Annotated in this window: 17 protein-coding genes; 5 read left to right on the top strand and 12 right to left on the bottom strand. The window is 52.6% G+C overall.

Annotated elements, in window-relative coordinates:
* Positions 1-162: 162 nt before the first annotated feature.
* Positions 163-468, top strand: a complete 306-nt coding sequence (locus IPM52_08705) for a hypothetical protein (GenBank protein MBK9291689.1) — start codon at positions 163-165, stop codon at positions 466-468.
* A gap of 251 nt (positions 469-719) precedes the next feature.
* On the opposite strand, the gene rnc is transcribed toward IPM52_08705, so the two are convergent.
* The 7 genes from rnc to IPM52_08670 form a co-directional block, all read right to left on the bottom strand.
* The gene (gene rnc, locus IPM52_08700; protein MBK9291688.1) at positions 720-1,466 is read right to left on the bottom strand and encodes a ribonuclease III; all 747 of its coding nucleotides are present in this window, start codon (positions 1,464-1,466) and stop codon (positions 720-722) included.
* Positions 1,467-1,502: 36 nt separating this feature from the next.
* Positions 1,503-2,756 carry a beta-ketoacyl-ACP synthase II gene (fabF, locus tag IPM52_08695; GenBank protein ID MBK9291687.1) on the bottom strand — a complete coding sequence of 418 codons (1,254 nt, stop codon included), beginning with the start codon at positions 2,754-2,756 and terminating at the stop codon, positions 1,503-1,505.
* An 11-nt stretch (positions 2,757-2,767) separates the two neighbouring features.
* Positions 2,768-3,007 carry an acyl carrier protein gene (locus IPM52_08690; protein MBK9291686.1) on the bottom strand — a complete coding sequence of 80 codons (240 nt, stop codon included), beginning with the start codon at positions 3,005-3,007 and terminating at the stop codon, positions 2,768-2,770.
* A 114-nt stretch (positions 3,008-3,121) separates the two neighbouring features.
* Positions 3,122-3,841, bottom strand: coding sequence for a 16S rRNA (cytidine(1402)-2'-O)-methyltransferase (gene rsmI, locus IPM52_08685; GenBank protein ID MBK9291685.1), 720 nt, complete (start codon positions 3,839-3,841; stop codon positions 3,122-3,124).
* Positions 3,842-3,845: 4 nt separating this feature from the next.
* Entirely contained in the window at positions 3,846-3,983 is a 138-nt protein-coding gene (locus IPM52_08680; protein MBK9291684.1) for a hypothetical protein, read from the bottom strand.
* On the bottom strand, positions 3,980-5,272 hold the full coding sequence (locus IPM52_08675) for a M28 family peptidase (GenBank protein ID MBK9291683.1): 1,293 nt from the start codon (positions 5,270-5,272) through the stop codon (positions 3,980-3,982). Before IPM52_08675 ends, IPM52_08680 begins: the two co-directional genes overlap by 4 nt.
* Positions 5,269-6,018, bottom strand: coding sequence for a hypothetical protein (locus IPM52_08670; protein MBK9291682.1), 750 nt, complete (start codon positions 6,016-6,018; stop codon positions 5,269-5,271). Before IPM52_08670 ends, IPM52_08675 begins: the two co-directional genes overlap by 4 nt.
* Positions 6,019-6,102: 84 nt before the next feature.
* On the opposite strand from IPM52_08670, the gene IPM52_08665 reads away from it, so the two are divergent.
* Genes IPM52_08665 through pheS form a run of 3 tightly spaced genes read left to right on the top strand, consistent with a single transcriptional unit; the run spans position 6,103 to position 8,396 of the window.
* The gene (locus tag IPM52_08665; GenBank protein MBK9291681.1) at positions 6,103-6,687 is read left to right on the top strand and encodes a thymidine kinase; all 585 of its coding nucleotides are present in this window, start codon (positions 6,103-6,105) and stop codon (positions 6,685-6,687) included.
* A gap of 55 nt (positions 6,688-6,742) precedes the next feature.
* On the top strand, positions 6,743-7,369 hold the full coding sequence (locus IPM52_08660) for a peptidylprolyl isomerase (GenBank protein MBK9291680.1): 627 nt from the start codon (positions 6,743-6,745) through the stop codon (positions 7,367-7,369).
* 10 nt (positions 7,370-7,379) lie between these two features.
* Positions 7,380-8,396 carry a phenylalanine--tRNA ligase subunit alpha gene (gene pheS, locus IPM52_08655; protein MBK9291679.1) on the top strand — a complete coding sequence of 339 codons (1,017 nt, stop codon included), beginning with the start codon at positions 7,380-7,382 and terminating at the stop codon, positions 8,394-8,396.
* Between the two features lie 9 nt (positions 8,397-8,405).
* Here the strand turns inward: pheS and pyk are convergent, their stop codons facing one another.
* The 3 genes from pyk to IPM52_08640 all read right to left on the bottom strand — a co-directional run bounded on the left by pyk (position 8,406) and on the right by IPM52_08640 (position 11,512).
* Positions 8,406-9,851, bottom strand: coding sequence for a pyruvate kinase (gene pyk / locus IPM52_08650; protein ID MBK9291678.1), 1,446 nt, complete (start codon positions 9,849-9,851; stop codon positions 8,406-8,408).
* The gene (locus tag IPM52_08645; protein ID MBK9291677.1) at positions 9,847-10,338 is read right to left on the bottom strand and encodes an IPExxxVDY family protein; all 492 of its coding nucleotides are present in this window, start codon (positions 10,336-10,338) and stop codon (positions 9,847-9,849) included. The genes pyk and IPM52_08645 overlap by 5 nt, the downstream gene beginning before the upstream one ends.
* Before the next feature lie 73 nt (positions 10,339-10,411).
* Positions 10,412-11,512, bottom strand: coding sequence for an acyl transferase (locus IPM52_08640; GenBank protein MBK9291676.1), 1,101 nt, complete (start codon positions 11,510-11,512; stop codon positions 10,412-10,414).
* Here IPM52_08640 and IPM52_08635 point away from each other — a divergent pair.
* Positions 11,454-11,975: a hypothetical protein gene (locus IPM52_08635; GenBank protein ID MBK9291675.1), complete on the top strand. Its 522-nt coding sequence runs from the start codon at positions 11,454-11,456 to the stop codon at positions 11,973-11,975. The genes IPM52_08640 and IPM52_08635 overlap by 59 nt on opposite strands.
* On the opposite strand, the gene IPM52_08630 is transcribed toward IPM52_08635, so the two are convergent.
* A complete protein-coding gene (locus IPM52_08630; protein ID MBK9291674.1) occupies positions 11,969-14,626 on the bottom strand; it encodes a leucine-rich repeat domain-containing protein in 2,658 nt (885 codons plus the stop codon). The genes IPM52_08635 and IPM52_08630 overlap by 7 nt on opposite strands.
* Positions 14,623-15,453, bottom strand: a complete 831-nt coding sequence (locus IPM52_08625; protein MBK9291673.1) for a hypothetical protein — start codon at positions 15,451-15,453, stop codon at positions 14,623-14,625. Before IPM52_08625 ends, IPM52_08630 begins: the two co-directional genes overlap by 4 nt.
* Positions 15,454-15,471 lie beyond the last annotated feature (18 nt).

Raw genomic sequence — 15,471 nt, 5'->3', positions numbered from 1 at the left:
ACACCGATGTCCGCTTCATGTCAGTTCCGTGTACGGAATCGCACATCCACACAGTTGTTGCAATCGATTGAAACGAACGGAGTATAGTATAATGGTTTTTATATCAATGAAATAAAAACTTTGGCATATTATTTGATATAAAAAGATCAAAATTTTAATGCCATGAAAACTATGTATTCGCTCGCCTTGATTTTTGTGATGTTTGCTGGTTCGTTGAGTGCAGGTGAGTTCAATAGCCGGGAGATTCGAAACCAGGCATCAACCGGAAATTATGAAAAGGTTATGGTTGAAATGTTGCCTGAGCGTCCGGCCGAAGAAGCAGAGATCGACGATATTCCATTCAATACCGTCAGGATTGCTGAGCAGGCCGGTATCGACCTCAGGGCGCTGCTACCTGCCGAGGACGACATCAACGACATTCCGTTCAACACTGCAGAGATTGCCCGTAAATACGGTAAAAAACTTTAAAGACAAGGCATCATGCCGTTTTGTGTTGGTTAATTGAATGAAGCTCCCGCCCGGGAGCTTTTTTTTTGCTTGATCACCCTTATAAAGCTTTGCCTGCCAGGAAAAAAAGACTTCTAAAGCCCACCTCAGGAAAATGAGTCAGTGAATGTAGGTAGTAGTAAGTTTAACAACAGAATGTCGCACGCAAGAAGCCCCAAAACACAGCAAAGCTTCGTCTGAAACCATTTTTGCCGGGCATTGTAACCGGAAATTCAGCCTACTTTCAACGCATTGGTGTGCAGATGGCTCCAGACTTTTTCCGCTGCCAGCTGTTCTGCACCTTTGATCGAAAAATCGGTGCCGGTGGCCATTCCGTTGCCATCTACGCGCACCTCTACAATGTATTGTTTGTTGTAGCCCTCGCCCTTTTCGCCTGCCAGCACAAAGTCAACGTTTTTCTTTTCTTTCTGTCCCCATTCGAGCAGACGGCTCTTGAAATTGGCTTCGGTGTGTTGCAGGGCATCCATGTCGATGTGCAGTTCGATGATGCGTTCTACGATGACCTTTCGGGTAAAATCGAAACCTTTGTCCAGAAAGATGGCGCCGATCAGGGCCTCAAAGGCATCGCCGTTCACCGATTTGAATACCGCCTTGCCGTTGCCGGGCAGCACTACCAGGCGGTCGAGGCCGAGTTTTTGGCTGAGTTTGTTGAGTTGTTGCCGGCTGACCAGGCGCGACCGCATTTCGGTAAGGAAACCTTCTGATTTGTAGGGGAATCGCTTGAAAAGATAATCGGCAACAACTGCACCCAGCACCGCATCGCCCAGATATTCCAGTCGCTCGTTACTGATTTTGTAGCCGTTGATCACCTCATTGGAAGCCGATTTATGCTTGAAAGCCAGCTCATACAAAAAAACATTTCCGGGTGAGAACCCGAAAATGTTTCTGATAGCTTTTATCAGGCTGCTTTCGTTTGCCTTATTCGGCCTGAAGGGGAATCTGAAAAATTTCCAACCCAAAGCAGAATGTGTGTTGATGAGTTCCTGCGACGATTGTCAGGGCACGTATTTTTTCAGGATGATGGATACGTTGTGGCCTCCAAAACCAAAGGTGTTGGTCAGGGCAGCGTTCACCTGGCGATGTCTGGCTTTGCCAAAGGTAAAATCGAGGGTGTTGTCGATTTCGGGGTCGTCGGTGAAGTGGTTGATGGTGGGGGGAACGATGTCGTTTTTAACTGCCAGCAAGGTGGCGATGGCCTCGATTACGCCTGCGCCTCCAAGCAGGTGACCAGTCATCGACTTGGTGGAGTTGATGCTAATGCTTGGAGCATGGTCACCAAACAGGGCGCGGATGGCTTTGGTTTCGGCGATATCGCCCAGCGGGGTTGAGGTGCCGTGGGTATTAATGTGCTGAATATCGGTGATTTGCAATCCGGCATCGTCCAGTGCGCGCTTCATGCTCAGCATGGCGCCCAATCCTTCGGGATGGGGTGAGGTCATGTGGTTGGCATCGGCCGAGAGTCCGGCACCGCCCACTTCGGCATAAATTTTTGCACCGCGCGCAAGTGCGTGTTCGAGTTCTTCGAGGATAATGCCTCCGCCACCTTCGCCAATGACAAAACCGTCGCGGTCTTTGTCGAACGGCCGGCTGGCGGTCAGCGGATCATCGTTGCGGGTCGATAGGGCATGCATGGCATTGAAGCCGCCCACCCCGGCTTCGTTGATTGAGGCTTCGGAACCTCCGGCAACAAAAGCTACTGCTTTGCCGAGCCTGATGTAGTTGAAAGCGTCAACCAGGCTGTTGGCCGATGAAGCACAGGCTGATACTGTGGCAAAGTTTGGTCCGCGCAATCCGTGCTTGATGCTGATGTGGCCTGCCGTAATGTCGGCAATCATCTTCGGTATGAAGAAGGGATTAAAACGCGGGGTACCATCGCCTTTGGCAAATGCGCTGACCTCATCGAAAAAGGTGATCAGCCCACCAATGCCCGACGACCAGATAACGCCTACCTCGTCCCTGTCGGTATTGCCTTCGAGCAAACCCGAGTCGGCCAGAGCTTCATCGGCAGCCACAATACCGAACAGGGCATAAAGGTCATATTTGCGAACTTCTTTACGGTCGAAATAGGCAAGGGGGTCGAAGTTTTTTACTTCGCAGGCAAAACGGGTTTTGAACTTGGAGGAGTCAAACCGGGTGATTTCAGCTGCGCCGTTCGCTCCATTGACCAATCCCTCCCAATAGGCAGGCGCATTGTTGCCAATCGGGGTTACGGCACCTATGCCGGTGACGACTACTCGCTTAAGCTCCATATCAAACCCAATTATTTGCCCAACTTTTCTTCAATAAACTTGATGGCATCGCCTACCGTGCCAATCTTCTCGGCCTGATCGTCCGGAATGGCAATGTTGAACTCTTTTTCGAACTCCATGATGAGCTCAACAGTGTCGAGCGAGTCGGCACCCAGATCAGCTGTGAAGCTGGCTTCGTTGGTAATTTCCGAAGGTTCAACGCCGAGCTTGTCAACGATGATAGCAATGACTTTTTCTCTTACTTCTGACATAATTTTCAAAGTTTTAGGTTTAAAACTGGCTGCAAAAATAAGTCATTTACTTCCAATTATACAACTTTTGACCAATCAATGACAAATGGCATGGCTGGCGAAAACGTTTGATATTCAGCTTTCGACATATGTTTCGTCGGCTTCATCGGATTGCTTATGCGCCTGAGCCGCTGCAAGAACGATCACGATTTCGCCACGTGCCGGCTTGTCGGAGAAATGATTTTTCAGCTCGTTCAGGCTACCTCTGAGGGTTTCTTCGTGCAGCTTGCTGAGCTCGCGTGATACGGAGGCCTGGCGGTCGCCACCCAGCACCTCTGCCATTTGCTCCAGGGTTTTCAGCAAACGATGAGGCGACTCGTAAAGCACGGTGGTATAGGCCACCTCTTTGAGGGCAGCAATGCGGCTGAGCCGGCCCTTTTTGTGTGGAAGGAATCCCAGAAATAAAAAACGATCGGCCGGCAGCCCTGAACTGACCAGTGCAGGCACAAAAGCGGTTGGTCCGGGCAGGCATTCTACAGTCAGGCCGGCTTTGATGCACTCGCGCACCAACAGGTAGCCCGGGTCGGATATGGCCGGTGTGCCTGCGTCGGTAATCAGCCCCATCACCTCTCCGGCCAGCATACGGTTTACAAACTGCCCGGTGATCCGGTGCTCGTTGTGCTGGTGATACGCTGCCATAGGCACCGAAATGCCGTAATGCTTAAGCAACTGACCGGTTTTTCGGGTGTCTTCGGCCAGCACAAGCTGCACTTCCTCGCGAAGCAGCCGTAGCGCACGAAGGGTGATATCCTCCAGATTGCCTATGGGCGTTGGAATCAGGTACAGCTTCGACATGGCATCACTGCTTTTTTCCGGTTAGCCTGCGCAACCATTGCTCAAACCTGTCGGCTCCGCTGTTGACGGAGGTGTAGAACGATAACCAGGTGAACAGCACCACCACGATCACCGCAAAGATTAGCATGAGTATTTCGATCATTCAGTCAGTGGTTTTTGAAATGCTGAACCAGGAAGTGCGCCGGTAAACGAGGTGACCAGGTGGAACAGGGCCTCATATTTTGTAAATGGCAGTAGCTCAGCTTTGTCATAAACATTGTGGTAGTGCCGGTTTTCGCTTCCCGAAGTGAGGAGGAAAAAGGCGGGTATGCCTTTTTGGTGAAAGGGACAATGGTCGCTGTTGCACGATGCCCCCCGGGCGCGCAACTCATCGAACCAACCGTGGCTTTCGTTCATGCTTTTCAGGGCATCGAAGGCCGAGGGGTTGGCCTGGGCATTGAACACATTAAGCCCCTGACTTCCTGTGCCTACCATGTCGAAGTTGATCACAAAACGTGTCTTTGTCAGGTCGTAAGGCGGATGTTCGACAAAATGGCGCGAGCCGAGCAGTCCGGCTTCCTCGCCCGAAACCAGGAGAAAGATCATTGAATAGTAGGCTTTTTCGGGATGTGCTGCGTAATATCTTGCCAGGTCGAGCACGGTGGCAGTGCCGCTGGCATTGTCGCTGGCTCCGGGAAAGATTGCATTGCGCCCCATGCGACCAAGATGGTCGTAGTGGGCCACAAACACCACAAAGCTGTCGGGCTGAATATGGCCGCGCACCATGCCTCCCACATTGTAAGCAGGCCGGTTTTCGACCAGGCGGGCTTCGGCCTTCACGCGAAGCGATCTGATGTGCTTTGGCAATGCATCAGGGTGAACCTTCAGGGCCACTTTCCCGGCAGGCCATTGGCGGCGCGATACATGCCACCATATGTTGTCGTCCAACTGAACCACTGCCGGCACTCCCGAAAGACCTCCACGGTAGGCTTCGCCAAGTTTCTTCGGCAGCACCGGCATGATGCCGCTGAGCTGGTTGGTGTCGATCAGCGCATACACTGAGGCGCTTTTGCTCAGGCTGTCAGGAAGCCAGGACAGTTTGAAACGTGCATCAACCGGTCCGTTGGCTGGATTGATCACAAAATCGTGGCCCGGACGGAGTTTCTTACTGTCGGCCCACACAGAGACTTTTCCCGGAAAGGTATTGATATTGAATGAATAAGGCTGCCTGTAACCATCCCACAAAGGGATGGTTCCGGCCTTGTGCAGTTCGCCCGCAATAAAGTCGGCTGCTTTATGGTCGCCGTCTTTGAAGTAGCCCCTGCCGTGCATGTCGGGTGCAGCCAGCCTGGCTACCACCGCATGCACATATGCACGGTCTTGTGCAGAAAGGTCAAACAAAAGGCACGACAGCAATAAAAGAAGGGTCAGACCCCGGATTACTCTTTTCATGCATGTTCAAATTTACGTTCGATGAGTTCGTGGAGTTTTTGAGCGGCTGCCGATTCAGGGTCCCAGCCATAAAGCACGCTAAGTTCAATCAGATAGGTTTTTGCGCCATTGTAGCTTTTAAAACCATCGAGTTCGTCGATGGCATGGTTGTATTGCTGAATGTTTCCTTCGAACAATTCGTTAATAAACAGAAACTTATCGTTAATACCGATGGCTTTGCGCAGGTCGCTTATGGGGCTTTTGCCAAGCCTGGCAGCGAGGGTGTTGTCGGGCTGGGCGGCCATTTTATCTGCCAGTGGAATGGTTCCGTCGGAAAACAGGTCGGGCAAAAAGCCGGATGTTTGCTTCTGGCGCGGAAGGTTTTCAGTTGTGTCAGTTGTTGCTTTGGCCGGGGTAGTTTTGGGTGGAGAGAGGATTGTTTCTACCCGGGGAGCAATTGTCTCGGGTTCAGCATTCGCTGTGCTTGCCTTTGCCGGTTCAGGTTGTGGAGTGGCCGGCGGTTCAGGTGAGGCAGTCTCTTTTTTTACGTTATGTTCTGGAGCATCTTTAACTAAATGTACATCAGTTAGTTCCGCACCTAACATCAATAGTTCCTCATACAGTTGCAGGCTGTTCATCCTGAGCAGGTCGATATCGGCCTGATGCAGGGGCTGGACGGAGGTGGCAAGCTTTTCGGCTATTTCGGCTATTTGTCGTGCCCGCCGGGCTGCCTGACCCAAATGACCAATGTTTTTGAGTGAAGTCATATGCGTTGAGATGAAAATCCTTTCGGTGTGTTTGACTACATTTGCGCGAAGGTAAAATTAGCAACACTTATCGAAGTTTAGGGCATGTTTCATGAAAAAGAGAATCGCGGGCCGCAAAGGGCAGGATGGATCGAAGTGATTTGCGGCTCGATGTTTTCGGGCAAGACCGAAGAACTTATCCGAAGGCTCAACCGCGCCCGCATTGCCCGCCAGAAGGTCGAAATTTTCAAACCGCATATCGACAAACGCTACAGCGAAGAGGATGTTGTTTCGCACGATGCCACTTCCATCCGTTCCATTCCGGTGGAAAGTGCCTCGCAGATTCTGTTTTACGCCAACGACTGCGACGTCATAGGCATTGATGAAGCACAGTTTTTCGACAGCGAACTGCTTAGCGTGTGCAACCATCTGGCCGATCAGGGCATACGGGTTATTGTGGCCGGTCTGGATATGGATTTTTTGGGCAATCCGTTCGGACCAATTCCGGCATTAATGTCTGTGGCTGAGTATGTTACAAAGGTTCATGCCATTTGTATGCGTTGCGGAAACCTGGCCAATTATTCCTTCCGCAAGGTGCCAAACGAAAAATTGGTCATGCTTGGCGAAACCGAAAGCTACGAACCACTGTGCCGCGCATGCTACAACCAGGCCAGAACCGGTAAAGCCTGAACAGGGTCGAAGGGCAATTTTCTTAATTTTGTGGGCTTTAAAACTTATTTGACTTATGCGCAACATCATTGTCATGGCCTTCGTGCTCATGGGCTGGTGGGCATCGGCCCAGCAAAAACCAGAAACGCTGGTACTGATCAAAACGCCATACGGCAACATGACTGCCAAGCTTTACAACGATACCCCAAAACACCGCGACAACTTCATTAAGCTGGTGAAGCAGGGTTGGTACAACGACTCGCCTTTTCACCGTGTGATCAACAATTTTATGATTCAGGGCGGAGGAAATGCCAATGGGCAGAATGATCCCGGCTACACCATTGATGCCGAATTCAGGCCGCACTACATACACAAGAAAGGTGCACTTGCAGCTGCCCGCCTGGGCGATCAGGTGAATCCCGAAAAGAAATCCTCCGGTTCGCAGTTCTATATCGTTCAGGGACAGCGGTTCGACGATGCCACCCTCAACGCCATGGCTGCCCGCAACGGCATGAAATATACCCCCGAACAACGCAGGCTGTACACCACCATTGGCGGCACGCCACACCTGGATGGCGGTTATACTGTTTTTGGCGAAGTTATCGACGGCCTGGATGTGATCGACAAGATTGCAGCCGTCAAGACTGGGCCCGGCGACCGTCCGCTCACCGAAGTAAAGATGAAAATTGAAATTCTGGAATAATCCGCTGATCATGAAAGAACGCATTGCCCAACTGCTGAGCGAGGTGCAGCAAGCTGCCCCCGAAACCAGGGAGCAACTGGAAGAGTTCAGGCTAAAGTTTCTGAGTAAAAAGGGGCTGATTCCTGCCTTGTTTGCCGATTTCAGGCAGGTTGCTGCCGAACATCGCAAAGAGATGGGCATGCTGCTCAACAACCTCAAGCAGGAAGCCGAAGAAAAGCTCAGGCAACTGCAGGAGCGCTTTGCCGAAGCGAACGACAACAACCTTCAGTTCGACGCAAGCCTGCCAGTGCTTCCCGAAACCGGTGGACGGCATCCCATATCAATCGTGCGTCGCCAGATCAACAGCATTTTCGAGCGCGTTGGTTTTGTGATTGCCGAAGGCCCTGAAATTGAGGACGATTTCCACAATTTCACAGCGCTCAACTTCCCTGAGGAACATCCTGCCCGCGACATGCAGGACACTTTCTTTTTGCGGAAATTGCCCGATGTGGCCCTGCGTACGCACACTTCCAGCGTGCAGGTGCGGGTGATGGAACAAGGTAAACTGCCCATTCGCATCATTGCGCCGGGCAGGGTATTCCGCAACGAAGCCATCTCGGCCAGGGCACACTGCATTTTTCATCAGATTGAGGGGTTGTATGTAGATAAAGATGTTTCGTTTGCCGACCTCAAGCAAACCCTCTACTATTTTGCCACCGAGTTTTTCGGTCCGGAAACACGCATCCGCTTCAGGCCATCGTATTTTCCTTTCACCGAAATATCGGCCGAGATGGACGTGTCGTGCAACATCTGCGGAGGCAAGGGTTGCAACATATGCAAATACTCTGGTTGGGTCGAAATCCTCGGCTGCGGTATGGTGGATCCGAATGTGCTCGAAGCTTGCGGCATCGACAGCAAGATGTATTCGGGCTATGCTTTTGGTATGGGTATTGAACGCATCACCATGATGAAATATCAGATCAACGACCTGCGGATGTTTTTCGAAAACGACCTGCGTTTTCTCCGGCAGTTTGAGGCTTTTGTGTAAGCTGTTGTTCTATTCTTCACCGGCCACTCCCAGCCTCAGGGTGTTCGAAGCGCCTTTTTTCCACGAGGGTGTGCTCAGCACCTGGATGTAATAGGCGCCATTTTCGATGAGCTGCTGGCTGATGAGGCGTTCGCCAATGCGTTGCATGAGCTGGTCGCTGTTGTCGGTGTCGCTGTCATAAAACCCTTCGACCCCCCAGACCATGTTGAGGGTCTGGAGGATGTGGCGGCAGTTGGAAAATACAAGCAGTTTGGCTTTGGGCCTGTGGCTGGCAAGGCGTATGGCCGAATAGCCCGAATGGGTAACGACCACAATGGCGGCGGCTTTGGTAAGCCTGGCCATTTCCACGGCATTATAGAGCACGGCATCGCTGCCAAACCGTTCGCCTGCCACGGGTTGATTTAAGGTGTGGGCGTGATAGATGGCATCGTAATCTTCAATCTGGCTGATGATGCGCTGCATGGTTTGAATGGTTTCCACCGGATAGCGTCCCACCGAGGTTTCGCCACTGAGCATCAGGGCGTCGGCGCCATCGAGCACCGAGTTGGCCACATCGTTCACCTCGGCCCGGGTTGGCCGGATATTCTCGATCATGGCTTCCATCATCTGTGTGGCAACGATAACGGGTTTGCCTGCTTTCTGACAGAGCCGGATGATGTTTTTCTGTATCATGGGCACCGTTTGCATGGGCATTTCCACGCCCAGGTCGCCACGGGCAATCATCACGGCATCCGCAGCTTCCACTATGGCTTCGATATCTCTGACAGCCTGAGGTTTTTCAATCTTGGCCACAATGCGCGGTTTGGCCTCGGAAGGGTGCGCTTCGATGCGGCTGCGCAGGATGTGGATGTCGATGGCCGACCTGACAAACGACAGGGCCACCCACTGTACGCCCTGGCTGAGGATAAAGTCGAGGTCGTCGAGGTCTTTGCGGGTGAGCGATGGCAGCGAAATGCTGGTTTCCGGCAGGTTGACTCCCTTGCGCGATTGCAGTAGGCCTCCGTTGACCGATTCGAGCAATACCTTGTCTTGCTTGTTGGTGCTCACCACTTTAAGCGCAATCTTGCCATCGTCCACCAGGATGGTTTCGCCGGGTTTCACATCCGATGCAAAGGTGCTGTAGCTGATATAGATACAATCGTCGGTCGTGTTTTGCTCGCGGGTGCTGAAACTGATGCGGTCGCCCGGTTTCAGGGCGATGCCTCCGGCGGGAAGGTCACCCAGACGAATTTTTGGTCCCTGAAGGTCGGCCAGCAAAGCTATGTTCTTATCATTCAGCTGGTTATACGCTGTAATGGCATCAATAACCTGTCGGTGTTCGTCGTGGCTGCCATGCGAAAAATTGAGCCTGACCACATCCATTCCGGCATCAGCCATTCGGTGAAGCATTTCCGTTGACCGGGAGGCTGGTCCGATGGTAGCAATAATCTTGGTTTTCATGTGAATATTTTTAATCATTTGGCAGTCCGGGACGGGAGCGCCTTGGTGCGGGTTGACGGGTCAGGCTTAGTTCGTGGAACTCCAGGGCTTCGAGTACAGCTTCCAGACCTTTGGTTTTTGAAGGGTCTATCTGCCAGGCCGCCAGCACGTCTTTGATTCCCCTTATGGTTGTCAGGATATGTGCCAGATTTTCGTCTTTGATGCTGTTGCGCACAACCAGAAGATAATCAATCGGCACGGGCAGGCTAAGCAAACGATATCCTTCGTTGACCAGTTGCAGCATGCTGAACACATTTTCATTTTCTCCGGCATTGTAATAATAAAAGGACAAAGGCCCCGCATGTGGTTGAGGCCCGGGCAGGCCGGGCAGTTTTTTCATGTCGAGCCCGAGCGACTGGTTCAGGTGCCAGGTGAGTTTGTAATCGGTGAGTGTGGTGCTTATGCCGATAACCACGATGTCGTCGAAGGCCTGGACTTGCAGTACGCGCTTTTTGGGTGACATGGGCAAAGGCTGTGAATGCTCAGACGAAATTACAAAAGAAAAGTGGCCTGCATGCCTTGGCGGGGTGCGATTTTTATCCGATCATCAGGTTGCAGCCGCGCAGCTGGCTGTTGTCGAAGCGTCCGAGCACTTCGAAACCTCCGTCGGGGTGCAGCTTTCCCACATCCTGAACCGCAATAAAGGAACAGCTGTAAAGGTTGGCCAGGTCGATGATGTTGATTCCTCCGCTGCGCCCTGCAGGCATGATGGCAAAGGGGTCGTTCATGTCGCGTATCAGCACACGCATCCAGGGCGGACAGGCAAAGCGTCCTTCGCCCTTCGAATAGGCCTGCGAAAGCAATTCCGTCATACCATATTCCGAGTGGACCGTGGGCACACCAAAACCTTGTTTGAGGTGCTGATGCACTTCTTCGCGCACCATCTCGCGCCTTCGTCCTTTCATTCCGCCGGTTTCCATGACAATGAGTTCGGGAAAATCAACCGGATAAGCGGCTGCCATGTCGAGCAGGGCATACGTCACGCCGATCAGCAGGCTTGGAATGTTTTCCTGCCTGAGCGAGATCAGCATGCGTTGAAGGTTTTCGAGTTCGTTCAGATAAAAACCCGATTGTGGCCGTCCGCTTAGTCGGATGAGGCCCTGCGTCATATGCACCAGCGACGATCCGCTGCGTTCGAGGTAGGAGGGCAGCAGGGCAAGTATGGCATAATCGGACGGCCTGCCATAAAACCTGCTGAAACCTTTCAGATAGCTTTCTTCATATAGCGACACATCGGCCACCCAGTGCCTGCTGGTCATGGCCGAGGTTGTACCTGAGCTCGTAAACACTACCTCTCCCTTGTTGTGCAGCGTCATCACCCTGTGTGTGCGGAAAAACTCTACGGGCAGAAAGGGGATGTCTTCGAGCCGCCTGACTTGCGACAGCCTGATACCCAGTGTTTTGCACCACTGGTTGTACACATCGCAATGTGCATACTGAAAACGGAAAACCTCCAGAGCCACACTTTCGAACTCATCCCGGCTCAGGCTGAATAGTTTTTTGCGCAGCTGTTGGTCAATCGAAGACTCCGGCTTCACGATATGGTTTATTTTTGCTGGGTTGATAATCTGAGGTTCGATGCTGCCAAAGGCAAAATTACACTTCTTCCTTTTCCTGATTGCCGCTGTGCTGGTCATATCTTCGTGCCGCAAGTTTGAGGAGTATCCGCCCGAACCCCAAATAGCCTTTTCCGATTTTAAGGTGCTCGTTTTGCCTGATGGTGGATTCACAGGCAAGGGCAGGCTGTTTATCAGCTATCAGGATGGGGATGGAGATATCGGTCTTGACCAGAGCGACACCCTTCCGCCCTTTCACCCCGGAGGGGAATTCTACTACAACCTGAAGCTTCGTTTTTTTGAGCTCAGGAATGGCAATTTGGTTGAACGTACTGACCTGAACTTCAGTGCCCGCATTCCGCCCCTGATTCCCAAAAACCAGAAGCGTTCCATTAAAGGTGTGATCGAATACGATCTGGATGTGTACGATCCCACCTCAAGCCGCGACACCATTCAATACCGCATCCAGCTGGCCGACAGGGCGCTAAACCTCAGCAACGAAGTTGTTACGCCTCTGATTATCAGGCCCAGGCCAGGTCAATAATACAGGATGTTCAGGTCCGGACGCGCTTTCCGCACTTTTTCGATTGCGCTGCGCGGGATGCGGGTATTGTAGCACCTGACATGTTTTAGCGATGCAATTTTATCGGCCGGAGCCAGGCTGCGGATGCGGGTGTTGTAGAGCGACAGCTCCTCCAGTCGGCTCATTCCGGCCAATGCCCTGAGGTGGCGCACCTGCGTGCCCGAGATGTTGAGGTTGCGCATATTGTGCAGCTGGGCAATCGGGCTGAGGTCAGAAACTGGATTGCCCTCGAGGTTCAGTTGTTCGAGTTGTTTGAGGTTCGACAGGGGTCGGAGGTCAGTGACGGGATTGCCCGACAGGTCGAGCGAGCGCAGCCGGGTCATGCCCGAAAGCGGTCCCAGATCGCTCACCGGGGTGCCTGTGAGTTCGAGGTGCTCAAGCCACAGCAGCGGCATCAGGGGTTCGAGGTTCGAAACCCAGATGGTGTTGCGAATGCGTAGCTCGGTGCGATCGACCAGCGTCTGCAATTGCAATCCGGTTGGCTGAGCGGGCAACTGCATGTCCTGCGCGAGCAATTCGCGCCATTCGGGAGCAAGGTTGTTCCACCAAACCCTCAGGTTATCAGTTTGATACACCACAGTAGCACGCGGATTCCTTTCGCGAAGCGCAACGACCTCTTCCCTGGTAACCTGGCTGCGGTCGGCCACCACAAGCCTGAGGTTTTTCAGGTCGTGCAAAGCAGATAGCGATCGTAAGCTGGTGTTGCCGGCATGCAGTTCTTCGAGCAGGAAGCAATTGTGCAAAGGCTGAAGGTCGTATATTGCGGTGCCTGAGATATCGAGGTATCTCAGGTTGTTCAGGCTTTCGAGCGGCGCAATGCCGGTAACCCTGGTGCCTGCGAGCAGAAGCTCCTGTAGGTTGAACAATCTGCGCAGCGGTTCGATGTCCTGGATATGGTCGGTGGCAGTCAGGTCGAGGCGGCGAAGGTTGAGCAGTTTGTGCAGCTCTTCTTTGCCCGGATTCTGACTGATGTTGCCCTGGGCGGCCAGCAGCGCTTTCCATGCGATGGGCAGGTCGCGCCACCAAATCTGCAACTCCTCGCTGTTGAACATCAGCAGCACATCGGGCCTCAGGCGCATGAAAGCAGTGGCTGTGGCCAGGCTAACCTGGTTGTTGTCGCTGTAAACCAGGCGGAGTTTTGCGAGGTTTTGCAGTGGGCTCAGGTCGCCAACCAGGGTGTTGCTGATCATCAGCGTATTGAGTTCGGCAAGGCCAGCTATGGGCTGCAGGTCAGCCACACCGGTGTTTTCCACGTTGAGCTGCTGCAGCGACTTTATGTTGCGCAAGGGTTCCAGGCTGCTTACCTGGGTGCGGCTCACATTGAGCATACGAAGATTTTTCAGGTTGGCGAGAGGTTCCAGGCTGCTCACGCGGGTGCCGGAAGCTTCCACCACAATCAGGTCGTCGAGCGTTGCCAGTGGCTCGAGGCTGCTTACCGCACAATCGTTCATCATCACCTTTTCGAGCTGGCGCAGGTGTGCCAGAGGCGCAATATCGGTTACCCGGGTATGCGAAAAGTCGAGTTCGCGCAGGTTGATGGCATAGGTAAATGCACTCAGGTCGCCGATGAGCGAGCCACGCATGTTCACTGTCCTCAGGCGGCTGAGGTTGCGCAGGGGGCTCAGGTCAACGGCCGGCACGTTGGCAAAGCTCACCGTTTCGAGCTGACGCAGCTGCGAGAGCGGAGAAAGGTCGTTGAGTTGTATCTGGTTGTCGATGTTCAGTTCGCGGCGCTGACTCAGCTGCCTCAGGCGGTTGTCCACTTCCGAGGGGTTGGTTTTGGTGGTGTCGATGCGGGGCACGCGCACCACATCGTTGACCACGATAGTGGTGTCTGGCCTTCGGCCATAGAGCAGGTGACGTTTGCTTTCGGGCAGGGTGTCGTTGCCGGCCACAAAAAAACGACCGGTACGTTTTTGGGTAAGGATGCGCCTGATGGCTACCTTTTCGTGATCCACATACATGACCCGCGATAGTGGAATGGAATCAAACACGAGCAGGTTGGCGCCAAAAAAATCGCGCCACTCCTGGCTCAGGGCCGACCACCAATGGCGCAGCTCCTCGCGCTCGTTGAGTTTTGTGGTATAGTAGCTGGCAATGCGCAGGTCTTTCTTGAAAGGATCGAGGTTGATTTCGATGAAGCGCGGACGGATCGACCGGATGGTGTCGCCGTTGAGGGCGCGCGCGTTGAGCCTGCGGTTAAGGCTCACCAGAAAATAAAATTGCCCCTGCTGGCCTACCATGGGGTCAATGCTCAGGATATCGAAGGCAAACACCGCATGGCGGAAAAAGAAGTCCACGTCTTTGAGGTAAGCACGCACATCTTTGTTCACGGGCACATCCCTGCGGTCGTCGAGGTCGTCTTCAATCTGCACATTTTCATTCACAAAAATCTTGTCCCAGCTTTCGTTGATGATGATTTCCTTGTCATGAACCGTTGATTCGGGGTCGCCAAGAAAATTGAGCGTGCCCTCAAAATACTGCACCAGCATGCGTGCCTGGTTGCGATATTCCTCCACTTCCTGGGCCGTCAGGGTAACCTCAGGTTTTGGCTGTGCCCAAAGTATGATGTGGATTATCAGGAGAACAGCAAGAAGTAAAAATCTTTTCATGGTTCGTAGAATTTCAGCAAGGGTTGCTTTTCGTCTTCTTTCACAAACATCAGGTTCGAAATCAGCCATCCGCTGTTCATGCCGGGCCGGTTGAACCAGGAGACCTCAAAATACCAGTTTGGTATCTGGAAAAAGTGAAACTTAAGGCTCTCAACTCTCACGAATTTCATTCTCCCGAGCTTGACTTCATAGAAAAAGATGCTCAGGTAATCGGGTTGAAAGTCGTCGCTGGCGTAATATTCAATGACTTCCGGCTGGCGGAATGCTTTGTGGATGTTCATAAAATCGAGCTCATGGCTCATGGGATGCAGAAAGTGTTTTTCGCGTTCGGCAATTTCGCCTGCCGGAAACATGCGGTTGAACTGTGCAAAATACACATTGGTGAGCACCCATTTTGATCCCAGTCCCGAACGCTGGATCATCAGGATGAGCGAGATGGGCACCTGACGGCCCTGGAACTCGAAAGTGGCCGACACCTCGGCATACCAGCGTCCGCCAAGAAACTCCAGGAAATGACCCTTTCCTGCGGTGAGGTCATCTAAAAAATATTCGCGCAGGGTGCCAGCCGTTCGCTGGTTTTGCTGGTCGAAAAGCAGTGGCAGGATGCGACGACGGATCTCGTTGTTGCGCCATTGTTCCGAGGCAGGGTGATATTTTTTGCCAAACTGGTCTTCCTCATTGTTGAATCGGCTGAAAAACTGGCTCATCTGCTTGGTCATGGCATAGAGCTCCGTTTCGTCGATGATAAAACTGCCCACCTGCCTTTGCTGGGCAATGGATGTGAGGTTTGCCATCAGTATGATGACAATCAGTATATTACGTATCATCTGCCGGTTCATGGGTAT

This window comes from Bacteroidota bacterium, from assembly GCA_016715945.1.
In the GTDB taxonomy this organism is placed as follows: Bacteria; Bacteroidota; Bacteroidia; order Bacteroidales; family F082; genus JALNZU01.
This window is presented reverse-complemented; position numbering and strand designations above follow the sequence as displayed.

Excerpts from the sequence above, each read along its gene's own strand:
- IPM52_08705 (MBK9291689.1), top strand. The coding sequence starts at position 163 with ATGAAAACTATGTATTCGCTCGCCTTGATTTTTGTGATGTTTGCTGGT.
- fabF (MBK9291687.1), bottom strand. The coding sequence starts at position 2,756 with ATGGAGCTTAAGCGAGTAGTCGTCACCGGCATAGGTGCCGTAACCCCG.
- IPM52_08690 (MBK9291686.1), bottom strand. The coding sequence starts at position 3,007 with ATGTCAGAAGTAAGAGAAAAAGTCATTGCTATCATCGTTGACAAGCTC.
- rsmI (MBK9291685.1), bottom strand. The coding sequence starts at position 3,841 with ATGTCGAAGCTGTACCTGATTCCAACGCCCATAGGCAATCTGGAGGAT.
- IPM52_08680 (MBK9291684.1), bottom strand. The coding sequence starts at position 3,983 with ATGATCGAAATACTCATGCTAATCTTTGCGGTGATCGTGGTGGTGCTG.
- IPM52_08675 (MBK9291683.1), bottom strand. The coding sequence starts at position 5,272 with ATGAAAAGAGTAATCCGGGGTCTGACCCTTCTTTTATTGCTGTCGTGC.
- IPM52_08670 (MBK9291682.1), bottom strand. The coding sequence starts at position 6,018 with ATGACTTCACTCAAAAACATTGGTCATTTGGGTCAGGCAGCCCGGCGG.
- IPM52_08665 (MBK9291681.1), top strand. The coding sequence starts at position 6,103 with ATGTTTCATGAAAAAGAGAATCGCGGGCCGCAAAGGGCAGGATGGATC.
- IPM52_08660 (MBK9291680.1), top strand. The coding sequence starts at position 6,743 with ATGCGCAACATCATTGTCATGGCCTTCGTGCTCATGGGCTGGTGGGCA.
- pheS (MBK9291679.1), top strand. The coding sequence starts at position 7,380 with ATGAAAGAACGCATTGCCCAACTGCTGAGCGAGGTGCAGCAAGCTGCC.
- IPM52_08645 (MBK9291677.1), bottom strand. The coding sequence starts at position 10,338 with ATGTCACCCAAAAAGCGCGTACTGCAAGTCCAGGCCTTCGACGACATC.
- IPM52_08635 (MBK9291675.1), top strand. The coding sequence starts at position 11,454 with ATGCTGCCAAAGGCAAAATTACACTTCTTCCTTTTCCTGATTGCCGCT.
- IPM52_08640 (MBK9291676.1), bottom strand. The coding sequence starts at position 11,512 with ATGACCAGCACAGCGGCAATCAGGAAAAGGAAGAAGTGTAATTTTGCC.
- IPM52_08630 (MBK9291674.1), bottom strand. The coding sequence starts at position 14,626 with ATGAAAAGATTTTTACTTCTTGCTGTTCTCCTGATAATCCACATCATA.
- IPM52_08625 (MBK9291673.1), bottom strand. The coding sequence starts at position 15,453 with ATGATACGTAATATACTGATTGTCATCATACTGATGGCAAACCTCACA.